At 36.7% G+C, this 23,910-nt stretch carries 18 protein-coding genes; 8 read left to right on the top strand and 10 right to left on the bottom strand.

The window, feature by feature from the left end; genetic code table 11:
* Nucleotides 1-5: 5 nt before the first annotated feature.
* Genes ACR63T_RS13460 through ACR63T_RS13450 form a run of 3 tightly spaced genes read right to left on the bottom strand, consistent with a single transcriptional unit; the run spans nt 6 to nt 5,282 of the window.
* Nucleotides 6-842, bottom strand: a complete 837-nt coding sequence (locus ACR63T_RS13460; protein ID WP_472784310.1) for a phosphoadenosine phosphosulfate reductase domain-containing protein — start codon at nt 840-842, stop codon at nt 6-8.
* Nucleotides 843-4,214: a hypothetical protein gene (locus ACR63T_RS13455; RefSeq protein ID WP_472784309.1), complete on the bottom strand. Its 3,372-nt coding sequence runs from the start codon at nt 4,212-4,214 to the stop codon at nt 843-845.
* Nucleotides 4,215-4,271: 57 nt separating this feature from the next.
* Nucleotides 4,272-5,282 carry a DUF4007 family protein gene (locus ACR63T_RS13450; RefSeq protein WP_472784308.1) on the bottom strand — a complete coding sequence of 337 codons (1,011 nt, stop codon included), beginning with the start codon at nt 5,280-5,282 and terminating at the stop codon, nt 4,272-4,274.
* 210 nt (nt 5,283-5,492) lie between these two features.
* Between ACR63T_RS13450 and ACR63T_RS13445 the strand changes: the two genes are divergently transcribed.
* The 7 genes from ACR63T_RS13445 (at nt 5,493) to ACR63T_RS13415 (ending at nt 16,546) form a co-directional block, all read left to right on the top strand.
* Nucleotides 5,493-6,593: a cysteine desulfurase family protein gene (locus ACR63T_RS13445; protein ID WP_472784307.1), complete on the top strand. Its 1,101-nt coding sequence runs from the start codon at nt 5,493-5,495 to the stop codon at nt 6,591-6,593.
* Nucleotides 6,594-6,939: 346 nt separating this feature from the next.
* Nucleotides 6,940-9,804: a UvrD-helicase domain-containing protein gene (locus ACR63T_RS13440; RefSeq protein WP_472784306.1), complete on the top strand. Its 2,865-nt coding sequence runs from the start codon at nt 6,940-6,942 to the stop codon at nt 9,802-9,804.
* A 76-nt stretch (nt 9,805-9,880) separates the two neighbouring features.
* Complete coding sequence (locus ACR63T_RS13435) at nt 9,881-11,182, top strand: GTPase-associated system all-helical protein GASH (RefSeq protein WP_472784305.1); 1,302 nt, start codon at nt 9,881-9,883, stop codon at nt 11,180-11,182.
* On the top strand, nt 11,175-12,140 hold the full coding sequence (locus ACR63T_RS13430; RefSeq protein WP_472784304.1) for a TRAFAC clade GTPase domain-containing protein: 966 nt from the start codon (nt 11,175-11,177) through the stop codon (nt 12,138-12,140). The genes ACR63T_RS13435 and ACR63T_RS13430 overlap by 8 nt, the downstream gene beginning before the upstream one ends.
* Entirely contained in the window at nt 12,137-12,964 is an 828-nt protein-coding gene (locus tag ACR63T_RS13425) for a TRAFAC clade GTPase domain-containing protein (protein WP_472784303.1), read from the top strand. Before ACR63T_RS13430 ends, ACR63T_RS13425 begins: the two co-directional genes overlap by 4 nt.
* Nucleotides 12,965-12,986: 22 nt before the next feature.
* Entirely contained in the window at nt 12,987-15,467 is a 2,481-nt protein-coding gene (locus ACR63T_RS13420) for a GAP1-N1 domain-containing protein (RefSeq protein ID WP_472784302.1), read from the top strand.
* A gap of 2 nt (nt 15,468-15,469) precedes the next feature.
* Nucleotides 15,470-16,546, top strand: coding sequence for a caspase family protein (locus ACR63T_RS13415; RefSeq protein ID WP_472784301.1), 1,077 nt, complete (start codon nt 15,470-15,472; stop codon nt 16,544-16,546).
* A 212-nt stretch (nt 16,547-16,758) separates the two neighbouring features.
* On the opposite strand, the gene ACR63T_RS13410 is transcribed toward ACR63T_RS13415, so the two are convergent.
* Together ACR63T_RS13410 and ACR63T_RS13405 are read right to left on the bottom strand one after the other, a co-directional pair.
* Entirely contained in the window at nt 16,759-17,601 is an 843-nt protein-coding gene (locus tag ACR63T_RS13410) for a hypothetical protein (RefSeq protein WP_472784300.1), read from the bottom strand.
* Nucleotides 17,602-17,820: 219 nt separating this feature from the next.
* Nucleotides 17,821-19,017, bottom strand: a complete 1,197-nt coding sequence (locus ACR63T_RS13405) for a hypothetical protein (RefSeq protein WP_472784299.1) — start codon at nt 19,015-19,017, stop codon at nt 17,821-17,823.
* Nucleotides 19,018-19,100: 83 nt separating this feature from the next.
* Between ACR63T_RS13405 and ACR63T_RS13400 the strand changes: the two genes are divergently transcribed.
* Nucleotides 19,101-19,325: a helix-turn-helix domain-containing protein gene (locus tag ACR63T_RS13400; protein ID WP_472784298.1), complete on the top strand. Its 225-nt coding sequence runs from the start codon at nt 19,101-19,103 to the stop codon at nt 19,323-19,325.
* Here the strand turns inward: ACR63T_RS13400 and ACR63T_RS13395 are convergent, their stop codons facing one another.
* From ACR63T_RS13395 to ACR63T_RS13375, 5 genes are all read right to left on the bottom strand, one after another.
* The gene (locus tag ACR63T_RS13395) at nt 19,326-19,565 is read right to left on the bottom strand and encodes an antitoxin VbhA family protein (RefSeq protein WP_472784297.1); all 240 of its coding nucleotides are present in this window, start codon (nt 19,563-19,565) and stop codon (nt 19,326-19,328) included.
* Between the two features lie 40 nt (nt 19,566-19,605).
* Complete coding sequence (locus ACR63T_RS13390; RefSeq protein ID WP_472784296.1) at nt 19,606-19,860, bottom strand: antitoxin VbhA family protein; 255 nt, start codon at nt 19,858-19,860, stop codon at nt 19,606-19,608.
* Nucleotides 19,861-20,088: 228 nt separating this feature from the next.
* Nucleotides 20,089-21,114: a TniQ family protein gene (locus tag ACR63T_RS13385; protein ID WP_472784295.1), complete on the bottom strand. Its 1,026-nt coding sequence runs from the start codon at nt 21,112-21,114 to the stop codon at nt 20,089-20,091.
* On the bottom strand, nt 21,111-22,013 hold the full coding sequence (locus tag ACR63T_RS13380) for a TniB family NTP-binding protein (protein WP_472784294.1): 903 nt from the start codon (nt 22,011-22,013) through the stop codon (nt 21,111-21,113). Before ACR63T_RS13380 ends, ACR63T_RS13385 begins: the two co-directional genes overlap by 4 nt.
* 3 nt (nt 22,014-22,016) lie before the next feature.
* Nucleotides 22,017-23,909 carry a transposase gene (locus ACR63T_RS13375; RefSeq protein WP_472784293.1) on the bottom strand — a complete coding sequence of 631 codons (1,893 nt, stop codon included), beginning with the start codon at nt 23,907-23,909 and terminating at the stop codon, nt 22,017-22,019.
* Nucleotide 23,910: the final 1 nt, after the last annotated feature.

The raw sequence follows: 23,910 nt of genomic DNA, 5'->3' as shown, positions 1-23,910 counted from the left end.
CACTATTATTTATGGCACATCACACATATTTTGCCCTGTCCATAAACATCATCCATATCTAACTCTGGTTCTCCATCTGGTCTAAGCGGATTCACTTTAATCCGCTTTTTCATTTTTATCAATCGCTTCTCATGATCAGCTTTAATTTCTGCAATGCGCTCAGGACGACTCAGTTCTTCTAAGGATTCACGTTCAGACCATGTAAATGGGGATTGATTAGCCATCGCCTTTTTTTCATAATTCATCGCTTTTTGAAACTCTTCAGGATGATTCTCTAAGAGACCAACCCATTCTATTTTACGTTGGAAAAAGCAAAAAGTGCAGCCGCTACGTGTTCTCCATTTATAGTAAGCTGGCAGACCTACGCCTGAGTTTTCTAAAATATCCATGACCCCCGATCTATCTACACCGTCATCACGAAAGGGTAGCTTTACGATTAAATTTTCATCATTAGAGTTGTACCCAGTACGATATGGTTCATCCGCTCGAATAGCCACATAAGAGTAAACTTTATAACCTTCATCTAAAAAGTTTTGTACCCAATCCTGAAATGGCTTTAACTTCATCTTAATCGTACACCAGCGTGCTTGTGGTGACGGTAGATAGTCGTTATGTTGCGTGAGCCAGAAATCAAAATCACGGTCTGGGTTTATGCGCTGCACAGGTTTCCCAAGATAACCTTCTAAATAAGATAAATAATCATAAACTTCTTCTAATTCTTTGCCCGTATCGGTAAAGAAATATTCAATTTCAAGCTCTGGGTAGTTATCACGCATATAAATAGCAAGAGCCGCACTATCTTTGCCACCAGATACGCCAAGAACATGTTTAATCTTATTCATTTATGCTTCCTTTTGCTCTACATCAATCGTAAGCGCTTCAAGCATTTCAGCAATCACAGCAATCTGATCATTTCTGCTAAAACTTTTATCCCCTAAATCTGATAGAAACCTAAGAGCACTTACTTGAACAGGTTCAGCATTTGAAGAGGTTATGTGCGCCTCTTCAATGGTACTCATTGTCTTATTAGGAGATTTAGTAATAACACTAACTTTTCTTCTATTAGGACTTACCTCTATATCAGAATTGACTTCAGCTTCTAAAAATTGAAAACAGTAAGAGGCAATCTGTTGTAAAGCTTTAGTAATATCTTGATCAATCCATTTGTTTGCAGGTTTGTTACCAGCTAATAAGCTAATTAGGCTCTCTGAGTCGTTCATAGAGCCGTCGTACTTAACTAGACGTGCTATGAAGGAATCTAACAAATAGTCTCCTGAGCGTCCAAATAACAGCGCTGCACGCTGATTTATCTCTATATAAGGGTTTGTTTCATCTGCCTTAATCATAAGGTAGTTAAGCAATTTAGCATTAACATCTTGAACAAGGGTAGGATATGTAATATCTAACTCTTCTAAACCTTCGATAATTTTAGATACTTTTCGTTCATCATCATCATTTGCATTAAAAAACTTTGGCAAGTCATCAAAGAGTAACTGGTTTGGATCATTAGCTTGCTTCAAAATATTACGTAATTGCTTAGTTTTAGGCTCTAGTCTATTTGTGCGCTGAATCCAGGGATGCATATTGACAAAAACACTTATTAATGCCTGAGCAATTGGAAGCGGTTCATCTTCGATAGGCAATTTAAAACGCGAACTAAATTTAATTTCTAGCTCATCCTTTAACACATGAATCCAACTTTGCTTACCTTCTAAAAAAGATACTTCTCTAATTCCAACACTATCAGGCGCTTTGATAAGGTACTCTGCTAAAAGATATTGAACTGTAGGTTTGTACTCACCGTTAATGTAGTTTGCTAAGTCGTTATGGCGCGATAATATATAAGCAATATAGAGAACTTCATGCAGTCCAGACTTAAGACCATAAGGAGATTGGCTCCAAGCTTCGTAGATTTCATTCGCAGTAACTAGCTCACCTTGACTTGCTGTTATCACTTCATCTGCACGTTTCCAAATAGCGCTTAGTTTGTCATCGCTAGGTCGAGAGATAAAATAGTTACCATCATCATCTGCTTTGTGAAGACCATTTTTTAATAAGATAGAGTCATAAATGCCTTTCTCTGGTGGGTACTTCTCTATACCAAAATTCACCTCATCGCTGTTCTCTATCATTCGCTTTAAGAGTTCACGAATAGCTCCCTTAGCACTAGGCGATGGTTTATTACGATTAATTAGCTCATTGTTGCAGGTAAAATTTTCAGTAACTTGCTTATCTGCGATAGTCGAGGCTAAGGCTGAAAGCTTAAATCTATTTAGCTGGCTTTCAGGTTTTTCTAAGTGTGTGCTGTACCATTTAGAAGTATTCAAACTCTTCTCAAGCAATCTGTTAAGAGCATCTTCGGTTTCTACTAAACGACCTTCTGCCTCTTGACGAGCAATCTTATCATTCAACAAACGCTCTTCATTTTTTAAAATATTACTAAGCGCTATTTTATCTTTTAACATATCAATAATCGTGACATGACTATCTAAAACAGAAATCACAATGTTATTTAAATCATCTGAGCTTGATACCTTATTGCACAGCGTGATTGCTGATGCCATCTCACTATCGTTTTTTGGTATCAAAAGACAATAATAGCCAACAAGAGATGCATCTACATCTGCTTGCATTTTTAGAAGCGTTTTTTCTATGCTATCTGATACTGGAAGTAGCTTAACTTCCATCCAACGCAGACTTCCTGTTAATTGATAATGAGCTTTGGCTACAATAGGCTCGAACTGTTCTAAGTCTTCAAAGGACAACGAATCTAAATCTTGCAGCTGGAGCGTAACAGCCTCACTTAAGTTGAAGTCACTGCCCTCGCTTAGTGAATAAGATTGAGTAAACTTACGATAAAAAATTACAGATGCTGTTTCTAATGTTTTGAGTAAATCACTTAGCTTTTCATCATCAATGTTTAGTACAGATTTTAATAGTGCCTCATCAGCACGAATCCCTGTATCATCAGCAAATATACTGATAAGAGAGACTATCTTAACCAGTTTTACAGCCATTTCATCATCAAGTTCTTCATAACGGTTCACTGCCATCTGCGACAACAACCATTGCTTTCCATATTCAGATGCTTGAATGGTACTGTTTAGATTGCTATCTAAGTAATCCCAGAACTGTATTGGAGAAAATAAAGAAAAGTATTTTAAAGAAGTATTTCTTAAATAGTATCCAAAGCCGTTAGGTTCAGCAGACATGAGAAAAGAAAAAATACTACGCTGATTTTGCCCAAAATTCTTTTTAGATAATTGACATAATAAAACAGCAACCAAAGGATGTAATGGAAATACATCAAGGAGTAGCTGCGTGAATTTCTCCGTATCAGTCTTGCGACTAGATGCAATATTAGCAACTACTGCTTCAACTTGTTCCAACAAATCACCATCTTGGTGAAGCTCGTTTAAATCATCTAAATTACTAATTTTTATTTTGATAACTTGACTAATAAGATGGATCTGCTCATCAACCGATAGAGTCACAGCACAATCAACAAACCTACCTTGTATTTTTAGCCATTCATTATGTGTTTTTGTAGTCGCCTGACGTGCATAAGCCATAAACGATTGATGCAAAATACCAATCAAGAGTATATTACCTTGACTGCGATTGGTAAATTCAGCTAACTGTTGTAAAAAATAGATATCCTCAGGTCGACTACTTTTAGCAGCTCCATCAAATACTTTGCCTAATTCATCAACAAAGATCAATAATCGTTGTCCTTCAGGGGCATAAGTAGATAGCGTTTCGATGATATCATCAGAACTTGCATTATTATCTAAGCCTAGCGCTTCTTTGAAGATTTGCTCAGGTGCTTTAGCTTGCCCAACGAGGTTTAAGACCTTCCATTGCAGTTTCTTAGCATTGAAATACTTAGTAATAACGCTCTTGTTCTTTTTACTTAATTTTGCGGCAGCAGATTTTGCAATTTTCTTATCGTTGTTGACGAGAGCTTGTAAAAATATAGCTAGACTCGATTTGCCTGATCCGTAAGGTCCTGTCCAAGTAAATGCAGCTTGACCTGACTGATTAATATGATCGATCATTCTAATGATGACTTGCTCATATGACATCGGGCAATAAAAGTTTTCAATTGCTTCACTATCGTTATTATCGTAGGTGATATTAATAGAGCGCTGAAAATACTCTTTACGCTCGATAAAATCAATAAGATAAGATGCTGGATTATTATTTATATTCATAATTATTTAAGTCTCTGTAGACAATAGGTAGACGGTACTATCAGTACTTAGTCTGATTTAGCGGCTGTAATCATCTTGCTCCATTTTCTTTACGCATTGATTAAAGACACTCTGTAGATCACTATCAATAATCTGAAACTGTTTTATACCTGCTGATTGTGTCCATGATAATGAATAGCCAGAGTCTTGTAATTGCTCTGCATATCCGATGATTGCTTCTTCATCCAACATAAACACACGTCCAGGTGAGCACTCATCATAAGTACAAGACTCCAAAGACAGTGTATCGGCAGAAAAGTTATGCACACGCCAAAAATTAATTAGTGCGTAGATGAATACAGATAACGTTAAAGAGTTTTTCTCACCTCTTAAAGCTCGAATGTTATATTTATTAACTCTAGTTATAAGGCCAAGTTCCACTAGAGGCCCCTCTAACGTACTTTCAAAGTCTTCATTTGATTTTCGACGTTTTGCAGTATAGTTTTGAATAAAGCATTCAATATCGCGCTTTAGTGTAGAGCTAGAAGGAATTTTTAAGTTATGATCTTGCAGAAAATCTTTTAACAGTCGTGCAAAATCCTCTCGAGTAAGCTCAGACTTTGTGTTGATGTTAAAAAACCAGTAATAGGTTACTAAGTTAGGATTCGTAACTAAGGCAAGATGCAATAGCCAAATGGTTGAAGGAGACTCTAAAAACGGGTCTAGACCTTCATCACTAAAAAAGTTTTCAGCATTATAAAAGTCATTAAGATAGTTAGTAGAATTAATGCTATCTTCATCGAAAATAGAAAAATTCGTTGTTGTATAGCTACCATCAGTGTTGATATAACGATTATTGTCTTTGACAATCATCATGGTATGTGTAGACCAAAACTTCATAGCATTAAGCATATTCTTACCCACACCAAAATCTGCAATAGCCGTATCTTGAGAAAAGACGTTTGCAATCTCTGGTTGAGCATTAATTTGATCATAAGTTTTCTTCATCCACCCATAACGTAGAGGAAAAGTGTCATGACCTGAAAGAGTGGGTTTAATATTATCAATCAAAGAAGAGAAATAACGCATATTTTATCATCAACCATCTAATTATATATAAATCGCTTTTGGGAAGTAGTTCCAATGATAGAATTCTAACATATATGTGGTATGATTATACTTAGTTTTTTATAAATATTATCTTATTAAGATAAGTCATTCATAAGTGAAAATATGATTAAAAATATATACTTAGACTATAATTCACATACTCCTTGTAGTCTTAGAGTTGTCCAAGCTATGAACGATTTATGGCAACAGCCAGGGAATCCGCATTCAATTAATCATTATTTCGGCTGGTCAAAACAGCAGCTGATAGATGATGCTTTAAAAAGTTTTGCAGATATATATGATTGTATGGAAGAAGATTTATTATTTACTTCGGGTGCGACTGAAGCAAACAATTTAGCTATTTGCTCAGGAATTGCGCTAGCGAAGCTAATAAATCCCAATGCTGATACTATTTTAACAAGTCATCTTGAGCATAAGTCCGTATTAAACCCATTAGAGATAGCAGCAGCAAAGCACAATTTGCGTTTGATTTATGTGGGCATTACAGCTGAGGGCATCATTGACTTAGAAGATTTGCAGAATAAGTTAAATAACAATAGTGTGCTATGGGTTTCTTGCTGCATGACTAATGGTGTTATCGGGACCAATCAGCCTATTCATCAATTAGTCCAGCTTTGTCAAAGCTTTGAAGCTGTAGTGCATGTTGATGCGTCACAAGCGGCCTACCTTGATATTAGCTGCCACGACCTGGATATCGATTATTTGACGCTTTCAGCGCATAAAATATATGGTCCTTCAGGTCTAGGGCTGCTTTTCTCAAAACATTTAAATCAGGCTGGATTTTTGCCTATTATATCAGGCGGCAGTCAACAAAATGGTTTGCGTGCTGGTACTCTTCCTGTACCTCTCGTCATTGGATTCGCTGAAGCTGCAAAAGAGCTGAGTGAAAATAAAGATATGGAAGCGAAACGTATTGAAGAGTTAAGAGATTATTTATTGAGCGAGCTAAGAAAAGTTTTTTCTATTACTGTTCATGGTAGCCTTAAGAATAGACATCCTGGCAATTTGTATTTAGCAATTGATGGTGTTAATAGCATTCAGCTCCTCAATAATGTACAACCATATTTAGCTTTCTCACTTGGATCAGCGTGTGATGGTATGAATCTTGATTATTCTCCACTTATGCAAGCGATCAATGTTCCTAGAGATGAGGCAGAACATTCTTTTAGGATATGTGTCGGTAGAATGACAACTAAAGAAGAAGTAAGAGAAGCTGTTAATATCATTACTGTAGCTGCTGAAAAGTTAGTAAGCCAATTATTATATTAGCTATTTAGATGCATACTGAACTCCTCAGTTATTTCGGAGGCAGTTCATGTACGTTAAGTCGCTAGGCTTAGTTGGTTAGAATTATCATAACAGTGTTTTTTAAACTCAAAAGTTGGTCTATAGTTTAAATAAGTGTAGTCACTTAGAATAATCATAGAAAGACATCAAGCTTTCTTAGTTTAGGTCGTTAAGACTTGACGACACACTTATATTTCTTGCTCCATACATCATTAAAATGAGTCACTGCCATCTTAAAGTTATCAGCGCCATTAAAGGAGCTGTTCAATAATGAAGGTAAGTTTCATAAAAATAAAATTAAATTTCAACTATAAATACGAGAGAAAAAGTGGCAGCTATTATTACTAGGCAGTTAAAATTTAACTCTTTTGGTAGATTTTTTGGAAACAGCGCCATTACCCTGACAGAAGAAGGCATAACCTTAGACTCTAGAAAAGGCTCAAGAGCGCTATTCAATTTTTCTGAAACCAAACGATTTGCTTATGTTGAAAACGGGTTCTTTGGGTCAACCTTATTTATTCATAGTGGCCATTCTTTCGATGAGTTTAAATTTTTATCAAAAGCAGATGCAGTAGCGTTTGTCGATGCCATCAATAAAAAAATTGCTCATGAGCTAGAACCTTACGTTGTAGGATTAGTCGAAGATTTTAATCTTCAAGTGGTGACGAATTATCCAAGAGACTCTAAAGCAGACAGAATTAGACATATAGCGGATGAGTTGGTAGCAATATATACAAAGGCTGGAGTATCTTGGGATTACTTTGATAATGACAGTCTATACAGTGAAATTAATAAAATACATGATCTTACGCCTATCAAGCAGAAATCTTTAGGGGTATATCATGAAGAGATTCACTTAGAGCAAAGACAATCTTTTTTTGATAGTGTTGAATCAAACCCCTTAACCCTTGAGCAGAGACTGGGTGTGCTCAGATCCAATGATAAGAATATGGTACTCGCAGCTGCTGGTACAGGCAAAACCTCGGTCATGGTAGCGAAAGCGCTTGATCTGATAGATAGAGGCTTAGCTCATCCCACCGAGATTTTAATCCTAGCCTACAATAAAGCGGCTGCTAAAGAGCTACAAGAGCGTCTCGCTGATAAAGCTAAAAACTCTGGTATCAGTTTGACGGCTCCACCTCAAATATCAACGTTCCATGCACTAGGTAGACAAATCATAAAAGAGGCTGGTATCTCAACTTATATGAGTCTGTTTACCGAAGATAGCATGGCGTTTGGTACATGGGTCACAGAATGGTTAATAGAGTATTTATCAGAGAACCCAAAAAGGTTTGTTGATTTTATCTCTTTATTCCCAGAACCCGTCAATCCTTTTAATTTCAATACTCAAAAAGAATACGAGCAGCACGTTAGAGACAATGAATTTAGAACGCTTCGAGGTGAACTCGTTAAGGGTTATCAAGAGCTGTTAATTGCTAACTGGTTGGCGCTTCATAGAATACCCTATAAATATGAAGCGCCCTACGTCAGTAAGCGCCGAATTGATATCGGCTTTGACTATCGACCCGACTTTCATATATTAGACTCCACCATCTATATCGAGCACTTTGGCATTGATAGACAAGGTAATACTCGTCCAGACATTGATAAAGTAGCTTATAACGACTCTATGAGAAGCAAACGCAATCTACATCGTGAGCTTAAAACCACTTTAGTAGAAACGTTTCATTATGATTGGATTGAAGGAGAGCTTGAGAATCGACTTGAAAAGCAATTAGCTGCTGTTGGCATTGTCCCTGATAAGAATGCGCTTGAGCAGACTTTAGCAGAACTGCTTTTAAACCTGAGGGAGAATAAGCAAGTTGCTAGTTGGAGCAAAATGCTTATCAAAGCCTTGAAAATTATAAGGTTTGAGAGACTTGATGAAAGCGCAATATTAAAAACATTGAATAATTCGAAGATATCACAAGCGGATAAAAAAACACGCATTCTAGCTGACTTGCACAATGCCTATGTAGAAGAGCTAAAAGCTTCTAATTCAATTGACTTTGATGACATGATCATTCGTGCGATTGATGTGATAAATAACGGGCAATACCTACCGAAATGGAAGTATATCCTTGTTGATGAGTTTCAGGATATATCCACTTCTCGAATGCACTTTGTTGACAGTATTATTGATAAAGGCCCGAATCCATCATTAACAGTAGTTGGTGATGACTGGCAATCTATTTATCGATTCAATGGAGGTAAGCTTGCGCTTACTACTAGATTTGATGAGCTGGTCGGTTCGCATACGCTAACCATGCTGCAAAAAAGCTTTCGCTACAACAATAGTATCGCTGATACTGCGGGCACATTCATCATGGAAAACCCTGAGCAGTACCAAAAGCTTATTGAGACTCATGATGTCGTTAACGAATCACAAGTTTATTTATTAGATGACAAGTCGGATGAGGAGGATGGGCTATACCAACGTATCTCTGAGATTGTCCGTAAAATTAGAGAAGAAGACTCTGAGGGAACAATAGCTATTATTGCTCGCTATAACTACCTGTTAAAAGAGTCCTCTGAATTTTTAAAAAAGGACAAGTTAAAAAATATTAAGTTTTGGAGCTTTCATAAATCTAAAGGCCTAGAGGTGGACTATGGTATTTTAATTGGCTTGTCTCAAGGAAATATGGGCTTCCCCAATGAGAATCGTGAAGATGCTATTCCTGAGGCACTGCTGCCTACAGTAGACTCCTATCCCTATTCTGAGGAACGACGCTTGCTTTATGTTGGCATCACTCGCGCTAAAAAGAAGTGCTACCTTATTGCCAGTGCTACAGCACCCTCAGAGTTTATTGTTGAGTTACTATCACCTAAATACGGTATCAATGTGTTCTCTGAGACCTTTCAAGAACATCATAGAGCCTTATACAAATGCATAAATTGTCAGAGTGGCTATCTACGCTTAGCTAAAGGACAATATAACGAGTATTATAAATGTAGCTCTGATAAAGGTTGCTCTGTCGGTATAGCACGAGTCTGTAAGAAATGTGGTTCACCCTCATTTGATCAAAAACATGAAAGCAAATGTAGCAACCCTTCTTGCGAACATTCAATTAAGATATGCAATAAGTGTGGGCGTCCGATGAGTATTCGAGAAGGCAAGTTTGGTAAGTTCTGGGGCTGTACAGGCTTTGGCTCTCCTGAAGATCAATGCAAAAACACGACAAAGATTGTATAATTAGATCTATTTACAGAATGGCTTGAGATTAGGCTGTTCTGTAGGTAATTTAAGATTAATTTTGAAGGAGGTTTTAGTGTCTACAGAAGTTTTAGTATTATTTTTAAAACAGGGACTTGTTGACCTTGGCGGCAGCGATGAAAAGCTTGAAAAGCTAATATCTACATCGACTGAATTAGGCAATATTTTAGAGCAAACCCCATCAAAGGTTTTATCATACATCTTAGTTGCGCTGAATCCACAATCCTCTAAAGATAGTCCTGTTGTAAAAGAGGTTCTTTCTGTACTTGAAGATAACTGGACAACGTATTTCAATACATTCTCTGATGTTCCAATTCAGGTTGTTCGCGCACTATTGCTTCAAGCACTAGTTAATGAGGCAGAAAAAAACCAGCAAGTGGCTATTGCATTTGTATCCATTGCTCGGAATGTTCTAAGTCTTGTAGGTGTTGGTAATGAAGATAATGTATGGCCTAAACTGATTATAAACATTGAACAAGAACTAAACTATCAAGCTGAAGCAGAGTGGGCTGCTCCTGAAAGCATCACTGTTGAGGAGTTCTCTTATACTCCTTCAAAATCTGTTAAATTATCTTCTAAAGATGTGACGCTAGATCGTGACTCTCTTCTAAGTGGAATAGAAAAGGCCAGTGGTCCTAATAACCCAGAAGCAGAAGCAACAAGCGGAAATAATGTTTGGTCAAATAGTGGTGAACAATGGGTGCATAAGTTTACCCCTCTTATAACTAAAGCCATTGCTGATGTTGTAGATACTGCCTTTTCAGAAGTTCAGGTTGATTTCTCAAAACCACTAAAAGAGCTATCCACTGCTGTAGCTACTCATATTGATGCAGCCCTGGGTTCAGTGAGTGGCGCAACTATAGGATTACAAAGACGAACCAGTTTAATCTGGTGGAAAGAGTCTTTTTATTCTCCAAGTGCTTTTAGTAGCTATCGGCAAATGCCATCTATTGTTGCTTCTGTGATGATGGCGTTTGATATTTTTAATCAAGTTCCAACTTGCTCACCTGCAAGTGTTACGGCTTTTTTGTATGAATCAGTGTGGTCTCTTTCAATGGATGAAAGTAAAGAACAAATAGAGTTAGCTGAATTGATCAAAGAGATACAACAATCAGAATACACTAACTCTTTTAGTAAGTATCTCGATGAAGTTCTAAAAAAAGATCAAGGGCATGGTCTTTTATTACCATTGTTAAGACACAGTTCTCGTTCTTCAAGCCCTAATGCGGAAGGTTTTCGGGATTTAATAGGTCTTGAGTCAGACACTCAATTGTCAAATTCTGATTGGGCTTCTTGGATATTTAGAGAGTTACAGGCTACAAGAGCAGTGCTACAAGGAGTTGATGTTGATGAGTAGCTGTTCTAAAGATGGATGTAACGCACCTGATGTTGGGTGTTCTTTTGGCGAATTAAATTTATCTGACTGTGACTATTGGTCTTCCGATTCTGATCCAGAAAAAGAAGAGGTTATTAATAAAGAAGGTGAAGTTCGTCTTCCGTGGACGGGTTTGGCTTTAGGATTAACTGATGTTGAATTTATTAGTGGATGCTCCAAACCTATAGTTGTCGGTATTATTGGAGCTGAAAACGCAGGTAAGACTTCGCTATTGGCAGCATGGTATTTATTAATTTCCAAAGGACTTTCTACTAAAATACAAAGACGTTTTGCAGGATCATATTCCTTAGCAGGTTGGGAGTCTATCTCAGACGGTCTTAGATGGGAACCTGGGCAGCCCCCTTGTTTTCCATCTCATACGCCCAGTAGCTCCCGACGCTCGCCTGGATTGTTACACATAACATTTCAGAATCAAGCTACAGGCAATGCTCAAGAATATCTATTTGCTGATGCTCCAGGTGAGTGGTTTGGGAAATGGGCTTTAAATTCGGAGTCTACAGAAGCTGAAGGCGCTCGTTGGTTAGCTAAGAACGCTGATATGTTCCTTCTTATGGCTGACAGAGATGCGTTGTCTGGAAAAAATAAAGGTCGTGCTAGATCAGAGTTTAAACGTTTAGTTCAGAGACTAGGTGGAGAACTTAATGGACGACCTATAGCATTTGTTTGGACTAAAGGGGACATAGGAAAAGATGAAATTATGGTCAAGAGTATCAGGGACAGTACATACTCTGTCATACCAGAGGCTTGCGAATTCCAAATTCAAGTGCTTCCAAATTCTGGAAATGAGACGCCAGAGAGTGGCCTTTTAGAGCTGCTAAGCTGGGTTGTAGAACAAGAATCTCTTAAAGTAAAATTACCAGAACTACAATATACAGGACAAGATCCTTTCTTTATGTTTGGATGTAGGAATCTAATGTGAAAAACGATAATGACTCGATATTAATAATCGGTGAGTCTGGTGTAGGAAAGACTCACTATGGTGCAAAAGTTCTTATGAGTTTGCAGCAGAACTTGGGTCAACTGTCTATGGACGGTACGCCTGTTAACGTTGAACCATTTGCAGAAACGATAGATTTGTTAAACGAAGGACTTGCAGCAGGCCATACGCCAGTATCGACTTATATTGAGAGTATATGGCCAATAGTAGGCCTTTCTGGTTACAGTAAAGAATTAATTTGGCCTGACTACGGTGGTGAACAAATATTAAATATATCTACGTCTCGTGATATCCCAAACGAATGGTATAACCGTGTAGCTAAAAGCTCATCTTGGATATTTATGATTCGGCCTAATCAATATCGATTACCTGAAGATATACTCTCTAAACCCTCTGAAACCGAACCTAAAGATAAAAATGATATCACTAATACATCAGAGCTTTCTGATCAGTCACGTTTAGTCGAGCTGTTACAAATACTGCTTTATATACACAAAAGCTCATCTTCTTATTCCAGTACGACCCCAAAAGTATGCTTCTTAATCAGTTGCTGGGACGAATTAGAAACTGATGTCCTTCCTTGTAAGCTATTGAATGATCAGCTTCCCATGCTATCTGAATTTATTCATTCACATTGGAGTGATCCTTTAATAATGGGACTTTCAGCACTTGGGCAAAGTTTAGATATGGCAGATGAAGATAGTGAATATAGTAGCGCTGGTCCAGAAAAATTTGGTTATGTCGTTTTACCTGATGGAAGTAATGATTCAGATATAACTCGACCCATTCAGTATTTGATTGATTAACTATGAATATAGAGACTCCATTATGAATGTGGATAAAGCAGTATTTGGTCAGGTTGGTCATGGTCATGGCCTACGCAACTTTAGTTCAAACGAAAATCTATTTAAAAAGGCCTCTCAGTGGTTAGATTTGCCTGACTCTCTCCCCTCTAGCGTAAATTTCTCTCCCTACATTTCAGGTTTTGCATTAGAAGATAAATATATTGTTGCTAAAACTTTTTTAGATGCAAACGCTTCACGTTCAGGGATGGTAGCTTCATATGCTCTGGCAGTTCCTATTAATCAAATACAACGTCTTAATGATCTCAATCAGCTTTTGAAGCTGCTTCCAGATACACTCATCAATAATAATGGTTTTTGCGATGAATGTGTCAATTTAAACTTAACAAACGATTCAACTGAACCTAACATAGTTTTGAGTAACGATGCTGTAGAATTATTAGTAAGTAAAAATGTGGGACCCATTATTCATGTTGGTTTCTTAGGTTTTGAGGAATTGATAGCATCAGTATGGCAGAAGTTATGGCCGAGTATGCGTAAGGACTTCTCTTTTCGTCTAAGCTTAAGTCCTAGAGACTGTATTGAGCCTAACTTACCCAGTTTAGTTTGTGTTCCTGAGTCATTAGTCTCTCGTTGGAATAGTGATTTCAAGATTATTGGTAAAGCTCAAAAATCAGAGCCTGTATCAAAAGTTGCTGAAGCTTTTCTTAATAGGTATGAGGAACATAATGACTTTTGTATAAACTTTGGTATTGACTTGGTAGAACCTTCGATGCTAGAGCTTGTGGTTCAAGCTTATGATGTGTATCTAAGAAGTATTTTAGAACCAGAATTTGATAACTGCTTATCCTTAATAAGGCTCCTTGAGCAGCTCTCTCCCGATAGTGTTAAAGGTAGCGTCAAAAAAGAGCAGTTAGTTATTCAACTAGAAAGTTCGATCTTTAAAATTAATATCGAAGAGATACTAAAACTCAGAAATATCTCTGGCCAAGGCTTTAACTCTTTAAAAATAATTTGGGATGCCGTTGAGCTTAAATTGAAAGGTTGTGATTTTGCTAGTAAAGACGATGTTTCAATGATAAAGATGATTAGTAACTCTTTTGACAAGGGAAAAGCTGTAGACGGTTGGAGACAATCTATTCAAACTGGTTTTATTCAAACGTTTAATAGCCAGACTTCGTTAATATATACGGCTATTTGGAGATGGTTAAATCTTGATTTTGGAACAACGGAGCAACTTCTAAGCCTTATAAAGATAACTCCTCCGATTGAGAACCTGCTCAAGCATAATGCACCAGATAAAATATTTAAAGAAACAGAAGAGCTGATGCTTCCGTTTTTTGCGAACAACAATTTGCTTCAGCTACATGGACTAGTCTTAGCGCTGTGCTATTCAACATATGAAGCCTTTTCGAAACAATTATTAGTTGATAAAGATGGATCATTAATAAAAGGTTTAGAAGTCATCGCTAATAAAGCGGTTCCTTCAGAACTATTATCAGCATGTTTATCCATAAATGATCAACGTGTTACCAAAATCACAGTTGCTAATGCAGTCGAAGATCCGTCAATACTTAGAGAAATTAGTTTCTCTTCAAAACATTCTTTGTCTATTTGGAATGAAGTATTACTCATAAATCCACATGCTTGGAGTGCTCCACAAAAACCACAAGAAATTTTGTTTTCTTTGTTGGATGAGTACGTGACTTTAAGTAAATCCAGTCATATAGAGCTTTTACGTTTGCTATCAGTGACCCCTATTTCAGACTTGTGTGAGTTTCCCAAACGTTCAAGTATTTGGAGTTTACTTGATAATGATGTTCGTGAAAACTACTTAAGTCAAACTGCTTTAGGATGGTATGAACGTGCATTAAATCAAGACTTTATAGACTTAGATGACGAATTAGACAAAGCAGTTTCTAAAGTACCCAATATAACTGAAAAAATAAGACAAGCTGATCTAGATACTACCAAAACAATACTCGAAATATTTAAACGTGTTACATCTCTCTCTGAACCTAATTTCTTAATATGGCTAAATCGTTGGATTGATAACACAAGGCGACAGCCTAATTCTAATATGATAACTGTTGGACAGCTAATTCAAGATAGAAACTGGAAAGAGGCTGCTAGTTTAGCTTTTAGAAAATATAAAACCTCGTCACCAAACGCTAAGACTATTTTGACACCTTGTAAAGACCTATTACCATTTTGGAGTAAATTTGAAATTGGATTTTATACATCTGATTACAAATGGGAAGCTCTTACATTGCTAGCACAAGACCTATATCCATCTGGACCAGAGGAAAACAACCTATGGATTAGATCTGGAGGTGTAAATGGAAGTACTCTGAATAATAGAACAGGATTTGAAGCTTGGGAAGATGCTATACAAAAGATACGAAACGGTGCCAAGCCATTTGTAAGTAATTTAGTAAATAAAATAAAATCTGATTTCCCAAATAATGACAAAGTTAAAATCTTAGAAAAATTATTTAAGGACTGAATATGGATCAATATAAATCTTTCTCTCAAGCTCACGCACTTATAATCGCGATCTCAGAATATGAAGGAAAGGCTGTGCTTCCCGATATAGTGACGAAAGATGCCTATGATGTTGCTAATGTACTCACAGCAGCAAACTATTGTGGTTATGAGAATACAAATGTGATGCTATTGTTAGACTCTGAAGCTACACTCTCAAACATACGCAGTGAAATGAGCAAGCTTGCTACAAAAGCAAATGAAGGTGATACAGTCTTTGTCTATTTTTCAGGACATGGTGGTAATCAGGGTGATAAATCAAATCCGAATTGCTTTTTAGCTCCCGTTGATTTTGACAGTCCTAGTGGTGGCTTTTTACCTGAAGACGAACTATCGTCATTACTGTCTAAGATTAAATCAGAAAGATTATTATTTGTTATAGATGCTTGTCACTCGGCTGGAACTGCGACCTTTAAATCGTTCGCACAGAGTCAATTTAATTTTTCTGGCCTTACTAATAAGTCTTTAGCGCGACTCTCACAGGGGCGTGGTAAAGTATTTATTGCGTCTTCAAAAGATTCAGAAACGTCTATAATTTTGCCTGGTGATCAGAATAGCTTGTTTACAAAGCATTTACTGTCTGCCTTGAAAGGATCAGCAGGGTCTTCTAATGAAGATCTTATTCGGGTATTTGATATATTTTCTTATTTAGAAAAGAATGTTCCAATGGAGGCCAAAACAGTAAATCATAATCAGCACCCTGTCTTTAAAAGTAATTTAGAAAATAATTTTCCTGTTGCGCTACGATATGGCGGTATAAAAGCACTAAATACTAATATGAATGTAATAGAAAGTGTTAACCACGATAGGAAACTTGAAGAGGTCCTCGCTGACTTATATCCATCAGGTCCTTTAGATCAAGAAATATGGTTAAGATCAGGAGGAGATATCTCACGACTAAAACTAAATGGTGCGGGACGTTCCCAATGGTTTTCTGCGCTTCGTCTATTGCAGCAAGGTGGAGGAGGAGCAGGAATAAACTTAGATAGTTTAATATTAGAGGTTAAAAGTGATTTTCAAAATCATCCATATTTTAATTGAAATTTAGAGTAAGAAATGGGGCATGAGCCGTCATAGAATGAGGTGATTGTCTAATCTTTAGAGTAAAAGAGTATAACAGTTGTATACACTTACGACTCTAGTTTAAACTTTTATCTGACGCTGACAGATCGTTAATCAGTGATAGTCAATAAGACTGACCAATTTCAACAAAGATTGAAATTAGTCTATATCTTTAGCGAACTATACGAAACTCAATAACTCCAAGTAAATGTCTTAGTTGCATACTCTTCACCTGTTTCGCTATTAGAAAAAACCAAATCTACACGTTCAGGAAAAGCAGTAATATCTTCTATGCGATAGTAGGCCATACCCGTCAGAGATATGTAGGCCGTCGACATTTTTTCTGCCAAAGATTCGTCTGAAATTTCTAAAGTGCAGTCTTCGTTTGGTTGTATGCTTGAATCATGATTTTGTAATTTATTTGTTAGTCTCAAGGGGAACCAACATGGACTTTTGCTACCACCCATTTGAACAGGAGAAATAGGGAAAGATTTAGTCTCAAAATCATATCTTCTCAACTTATCACCGTCTGCCCTAAAAAAAGCGCCTGTAAGGCCTTTCTTCTCTTGTTCCAAACCAAACTCATAGCCTTCATCAGGGGGCATTACTTTTACTTTAATTCGATACGGATCCTCGTATTTAGCCATCTCTGATTTCATCTTAGGAATTAGCTCTTTAGCCATCGCTTCTCTTTTTTGTGGATCTTGTTCTTGTTGGTACTCAGGATACATATGAATAAGACGCTCATTATCAAACATATCTCTATCAGTTTGTGCTAAAGACAAAGCTGTTATATAACTAAAATCTGAATCTTGATTAATATCGTGATAAAGAGAAGCATCAAAAGCTACAGGTGCGGATTCAGTATCGCTCTTCTCAGTAGCCAATATATATTCAGCTAATGCATCCTGATCATCCTCATAAATTTCGGCATCGCTCTCAGCTACTGAGTTTGATGAAGGCTCGTTGCTACAAGCCATAATATTGATCGATAACATAGCGATCAATGCCACTGTTGAAATATTTATTTGCACACTTAAATCCTTTTATAAGCTGATTTACTGAATTGTTTCGATAAAAACACACGAATACTGCTAAAACCTTAAAACAAGATCACGATTCTGATTAAATGGACTCAGTAGACCCTCTATTCTTCCGCCTAAGCGTTTTAATACTGTTCCTGATAAGTTTATACGTCACATGACCTTAATATTTGACTATGGAACTACAGCTTAGGTCTATAGATTCAAATACTAATGTTGGCCACTGTGTAGGTTAAACATCTCATTAAGCGTATAGTTGAAACTAAAACCCTCTATTCTTAAACCGTAGTTAAAAAATACTTTAGAGATAGCAGACTGAGGATCAAAAATATCACGCTTATAGGTTTGCCTCTGCCAACGACCATCGCGTAGTTTATTGAGATTACTCTCAATGCTCTTACAAAGAATAGTTAGAGCCTGCGCTTTGGTGATACTTGAATTTGAGAGCGCTATATCAAGAATCTTTGCGGCTTTAGTGATAATACGGCACATGTCAGCTACTGAATAAGAAGCCAAACCTGACTGGAATAAATAAAGCATTTTTTCGTCAATATTCAGGATTAACTGCTCTAATGTAATCTGGTCAAACAAGTGGTTTTCGCACTCTGCTAGCTGTATACACTGACACCATTGTTGAAATTTGATGTCTCCTATGAAATAGCTTTGTATTTGATTGGACTTTGTTTTCACGGCTAACTGCCTGAGACTTTCGGTATCATGAGCAAACTTAAAAATCGCTCGATAGTAATTAATTTCTAAATGACCATCCTTATTGATGTCAACCCAGTGGTAATTTTCTTGAGGATTTAAGAATAGTAAATTTAAGTCGAAAAGGTGTTTAAGTACTTTTTTGTCCATGCTAAAAGTGGGAGTTAAAGGTAATGCTGAGTTACTACATAAAGGTTCTGTCGTCGTTAACGCTTTTGAACAAAGGCTTTCAATGGTTGCCACAAGTAATAGGCTATCGACTGTATCCAGCTTATCTAAGCAAGGTATATTGCCCATTTGAGATGCTTTATGATGCTCTAATACTTTGATAACGACTTTTCTATGATGTTCTCTCACACGATTTCGTTCTAAAGAGAACTGCTGAAACGTTCCGTACCTTTTCTCGTCATATATTCTCCGACATTGAGCGCAGCGCCAGTCACCTAGCTTTAACTGCCTAAACTCATTGCGTGTATGGCAGTGGCTCGTCTTATTGCAGCCGATACACTGATAGTCATATACGATTAAATAGGCATTTTTTTGGGCTACCTGAGTCACTTCATGAGCTTTGATTCCGAAATTTTGACCAATCTCTTTGACAGTATGAATAAAATCATTTGTGTCAAATAACCAGTACCTGGCACAGATAATTCTATTGATTACAGTTACATCCGACTGATATTCAATCCGCGTTTCCATAGGATTCTCAAAATACGGACTATATCCCGTGGATATTATATCCTACGACTGCGAATAATGCCACTTTTGCTAGTGGCGTAGACATGACAAAAGATGAGAGAATAATTGCATTTGGAAAACGGGTGCGTGAAGTAAGAAAGGCGAAGGGCATATCGCAAGAAAAGCTTTCAGAGCTAGCAAATATTGATCGTAGCTATATGGGAAATATTGAGCGTGGGGAGAAAAATGTTACCTTGAAAAAGGTATATGAGATTTGCGATGCATTGGAGGTAGATATAAGCGAATTAGTTTTTAGCTCTTTAAGCTAATTAAAAAGCTACTTTAGTGTAATGAGCATCTAACAAAGATTCTACTTCTTCAATTGTTGCAATCCTACCTTCAACATAATCATTGAAGATATGTCTGGTATCAGGGTTAATAGGAATATTATCGACCGCAAAGTCAGCAAGTCCGTCCGAACTAATACGTCGTCGATTCTCTATCTCTTTTTGACTTACTAATATTGGACGGTTATCAACCGTTATTTCTTGGTCTTCAGGTTTTTTCATAAATGTGCCGCTAAAAGTATTTAGTTTATTGGTATGTAATCTACTTTCGATTGTTTTCAGATTGCACTTTAGTATAGTGAGCATGTAATAACTCTTTTACCTCTTTAGTTGTTGCTATTCTACCTTCAACGTAATTATTAAAAATGTGCTGAGTTTCAGGGTTAACAGGAATATTATCGACTGCAAAATTGGCTAGGGCGTCTGAATGAGTACGGCGTCGATTCTCTATCTCTTCTTGACTTACAAGAGTTAGATGATCATTGTTAAATAAAATTTTGTTTTTAGACTCACTCATAACGACCTCTGGTTTTAAATCATTTGTTCTTACTTAAAGTGAATTATATTATTAAATTAAGAAGTAGTTCGTAGAGAAATTCAGAAAATCTTTAAAAAGTTACCTCCTCCAATTCACAAATAGATATTTTTATTACTCGTATGAGCAGGTATCTAATTCAAAAGACAGTTGCATAGTTTTTAGGAAACTTTCAGATATCTTAGTATTGTAACAATTAAAGCTTCCATTCTAAGCTAACTCTAAGTCTAAAACCTTTTTTAGCCAAAAAGGATAATCAAGATGTGGAGAGTATATGAAGCGTTTAGTAATTCCAAATTCTTTGCAGATTCTAATAAAGCTTATAGGCCAGTCTTTCATTACATAATATGAGAAAATAATACTGATTCTTCGCATATCAAGTGATAAGTGTTCAGGTTCCGAATGCCGATGTACCAAACTTCTATCGTTGACGAAACTCTGGTCTAATTTATTTATATTAACAATATACTCGAACATCTCAATTCCGTTTTTGCTACAGAGTAGAAATGACATGATTCGCTTAAAACCATCGTAGTAAATATGCGAATAATTGAAATGCAAGTTACCAACACTCCCATAGCCTTTTACTAGTAGTCTAAAATGCTCTTGGTTTGCTTTAAGTTCATGATGATGAGGTCTTATCTTTGGGGCATCTCTTAAGTCGTAAGAGCATTGGCTGCATTTTAAACAATCTACTTGCTTAAAATGCTCATCATTTTTCTTATCATAACGAACTAAATCTATTGAGGCACTACAGTTATAACAGTTGTCTAGAAAACAAATATTGTGAATGTGGCAGCTTGTTAAAAACCCGAACCGCCAGTATGTTCTAAAGTAGGGAACCTGATCTGTAGATAGACACAACGGACAATATTGAATACTACTTTTTTGACTTCTTTGATGAACACCAATGCTCAAAACCCACTTTATTTGTTTAGAATCATTCAGGTGAGGGTAAAAATAGTCACAGTTTAAAGAAATTAATGTGTTGTCCAAATCTTCTTTTTTGATTTCTACAGTGCCTAATAGTGACTCAATACTTTTAGTGGAAAGCTGAGTATCAATGTCTGACTTCCAGATATCAGTATTTTGGAAAACGATAGTAGATAGCTGCGATGGTTTCATATTAAGAAATAGCGCATTACGCATTATCCAAGATCTAAGTAGTTCGTCTTGACGTATTGGAAGTAGCTGTAATCTATATGATAGCTCTAAACCTTGATATTTACGGCTCATCTTAATTGGCTTAACAATTTGCGTCTGTTTGAAGGTGGCGACAAGGTTACAGAATCAAACGTATCTTCGTTAATACAAGTTTGATCGTTTTTAATTGAAAAAATAGCCAACTTTCTTAATATTTGAAAAACTTCACCAATCAGACCTTCACTAAGATAGTGGATTTTCTCAAGATACGGCTTTTTATATAGATATGAGGCCTCTGGTAATATTAAGCTTTGTTCGATAGATGCGATTAATCGAGCAAAATTCTTAGTGTCATCTAGAGTGTTTATTTTCCATCTTGGTAGAACTTCTAACTGAAAGCGGTTAGCTAACTGTGGGTCTACTTGAATAGCGTTAAAGGCATCTTCAATACCCGCGCCAACAATTGGAATTTGAAGAGTATTACTTAAATCCTTTATCGCATTAAGCAGGTTTCTTTGAGAGTTGAATGAGCCTGCGATAATGTGTTGAATTTCATCAATAATTAGCATTCTAGTTTGACGTTTTTTCAGTACTCGAATAATCCGCTCTCTTTTGACACTCGCGCTTTCATTTTTTACGTAAGGGGTGTGAAGCTTTTGGAGCAGACGGATATAGAAACTATTTTCATCTGGTTTTGAAGGCGCTGATACCATGACAACTGGTTGAATATTGAGTGCAGTATCTTCATCCATATCAAATGGATAACGTTTTAAGAACTGTTTCAATATCTTTGTCTTACCATTGTTAGAATCACCAACAATTAGTAAGTTTGGCATTCTATCTGTCTTTGGATAGCACATTAGATCTTCTAAGCTGTTAAGAACTTCTTGAGATCGTGGGTAGCCAATCCACCTATCTGTGTTTATATAGAATATTTTTTCATCGTTTGAAGCATTTATTAAGCTTCGAGCTTTATCAGATAAATGTTCCATATACTACTCCTCTATATCTTCGAATGGCTGAATATCAAAGTCTTCTAAGTCCTCAAATTCTTCTAAATGAACCTCTTCTAGTTGCTCAGCTTTCACAGCCATCTGTGGAATAGATTCTTTTACTCTGACAGACTCTTTTTGTTTCAAACGTCTTATTTTTTTTGTTTCTTTTGATGCATTTTCAACAATACTAGCCATTTTAATTCTAGCTTCAAAGATATCGTCTTCTGTAACCTGACTTATCGGAGCAGAGTCCGCTAATCTTCTCTTGATTTCTCTTAGCTCCCATAGAGATATCGCAGGTCGACTCAAGTTTCTATAAGGAACAGTAATGTATGACTTCATATCAGGATCATAAAAGAATACTGAGCTTAAATCTCTTGGATCGTATTTGATAATAAATTGTTTTGAGTTTTTACGTGTTTTATCAGGTTGGCGTATCCATTTTCTTAAAAGATCATGATAGTAAAGGATGCCAAAAAGCTGGATCCCATATTTTTGTACGCTTCTCTCTTCATAGGGTAAGAAATCTATTTTGAGCTGTAGTTCATGCTCTATCTTAGGTGGAAGCCCTCTACCTAAAGTAGTATCGTTCCCTAAAATACCTTCTTTATACTTCTCAAAGGGAGTCATTCCAAGTTCAGAATGAACCGTATGGTGATAGATATTGACCACAAGCTCCGTAAACCAAGTTTCAAGCTCAAACAAAGTTAATACTGCTTTCTTCTCCGAATCGTATTCGCCTTTATCTACAATATTTGATTTAGTCGTTCCAGGTAATGCATGGATACCTGTATCGTTGAAAGTTTTAAAAAGTCGTTCAATATGTCCACCATACCTTGGCGTCCCAACGGGTCTTTTAGTTAGGTTAATATGATATTTTTCACATGCTCTTTTTAAGGCTTTACCATGAAACTCTTTACCGTTATCAGTATGGATAGTATCTATTAAGCCATATACTGGCCATTGAGCATCTATCTTGTGATCTGCCAACCATTTCTTTTTATCTAGGATTGAGTGTGTGATACAACACCCTGTCAGTAACGTGTTTGGCTTTTCTAGCGAGATGTAAAAACCCGTAACCATTCGACTAAAAACATCAATCGCTAACGTGATTGTTGGCCGACCTATAGCTAATCTATTCACATCATCAACAACCATAAGATCTAAGGGAGTGTGATCAATCTGTACAATCTCCAAAGGTTTTATTACCTCTGGAAACTTACCAATAATAGGGCGATAGGACTCTTGACCGTTTTTACCTAGCCTTGTTGATCCAATCTCAGCAGCAGTAAGCTGAGATATTCTGTACCTTAGAGTATTGATATGCGGTGCAGTAAATGTAGTTCCATGCAGCTTATTATATTGGTAGACTTGAGTTTCCAGATTTCTAAAAACATCTGAAACTTTTAGTTTATCTGTCGATAGATATTGAGTTATACATGACTGTATTATTGTCTCTATCTCAGGCTCAAAGCGTCCATTATCCACACGCTTTTTTCTTAATAAGCTAGTTGGATCTCCCTTACTCGCTTTGTATTTCTGCAATTGTCTATATAGTGTTGGCTCTGATACTCCTAGTTCCTCAGCAGCCTTTTTTATTTCATCACGCCTGTCATCAGAATCGGATTGAAGGATGTTATTAAAAAGCCCAGCCTTATTATGAATTTCGACCCATTCCTCATCTGGAATATGCATCAACTCAGTAGCTGGTATTATCTTTGTGTCATCTTCATCAATAGGACTTGAAGACAACTCAGATATATGAACTTTTTTTGATTTACCAGTAAAACTGCTACGAACACATACATGCTCTATGTCAAGAACAGCTGTTATTCTATAGCGAGAGTTACCGCTAAAAACTTCTTCACCTACATTTAACTTAACTTCATACATC

Source organism: Psychrobacter sp. M17(2026) (assembly GCF_055699815.1).
The sequence above is the reverse complement of the archived record's forward strand: the minus strand, read 5'-3'. Positions and strand labels throughout refer to the sequence as shown.

What these genes read in the sequence shown, in the direction of transcription:
- ACR63T_RS13385 (WP_472784295.1), bottom strand. Translation starts at nt 21,114, where the DNA reads ATGAGCCGTAAATATCAAGGTTTAGAGCTATCATATAGATTACAGCTA.
- ACR63T_RS13415 (WP_472784301.1), top strand. Translation starts at nt 15,470, where the DNA reads ATGGATCAATATAAATCTTTCTCTCAAGCTCACGCACTTATAATCGCG.
- ACR63T_RS13420 (WP_472784302.1), top strand. Translation starts at nt 12,987, where the DNA reads ATGAATGTGGATAAAGCAGTATTTGGTCAGGTTGGTCATGGTCATGGC.
- ACR63T_RS13445 (WP_472784307.1), top strand. Translation starts at nt 5,493, where the DNA reads ATGAACGATTTATGGCAACAGCCAGGGAATCCGCATTCAATTAATCAT.
- ACR63T_RS13390 (WP_472784296.1), bottom strand. Translation starts at nt 19,860, where the DNA reads ATGAGTGAGTCTAAAAACAAAATTTTATTTAACAATGATCATCTAACT.
- ACR63T_RS13430 (WP_472784304.1), top strand. Translation starts at nt 11,175, where the DNA reads ATGAGTAGCTGTTCTAAAGATGGATGTAACGCACCTGATGTTGGGTGT.
- ACR63T_RS13450 (WP_472784308.1), bottom strand. Translation starts at nt 5,282, where the DNA reads ATGCGTTATTTCTCTTCTTTGATTGATAATATTAAACCCACTCTTTCA.
- ACR63T_RS13375 (WP_472784293.1), bottom strand. Translation starts at nt 23,909, where the DNA reads ATGTATGAAGTTAAGTTAAATGTAGGTGAAGAAGTTTTTAGCGGTAAC.
- ACR63T_RS13395 (WP_472784297.1), bottom strand. Translation starts at nt 19,565, where the DNA reads ATGAAAAAACCTGAAGACCAAGAAATAACGGTTGATAACCGTCCAATA.
- ACR63T_RS13400 (WP_472784298.1), top strand. Translation starts at nt 19,101, where the DNA reads ATGACAAAAGATGAGAGAATAATTGCATTTGGAAAACGGGTGCGTGAA.
- ACR63T_RS13405 (WP_472784299.1), bottom strand. Translation starts at nt 19,017, where the DNA reads ATGGAAACGCGGATTGAATATCAGTCGGATGTAACTGTAATCAATAGA.
- ACR63T_RS13380 (WP_472784294.1), bottom strand. Translation starts at nt 22,013, where the DNA reads ATGGAACATTTATCTGATAAAGCTCGAAGCTTAATAAATGCTTCAAAC.
- ACR63T_RS13455 (WP_472784309.1), bottom strand. Translation starts at nt 4,214, where the DNA reads ATGAATATAAATAATAATCCAGCATCTTATCTTATTGATTTTATCGAG.
- ACR63T_RS13460 (WP_472784310.1), bottom strand. Translation starts at nt 842, where the DNA reads ATGAATAAGATTAAACATGTTCTTGGCGTATCTGGTGGCAAAGATAGT.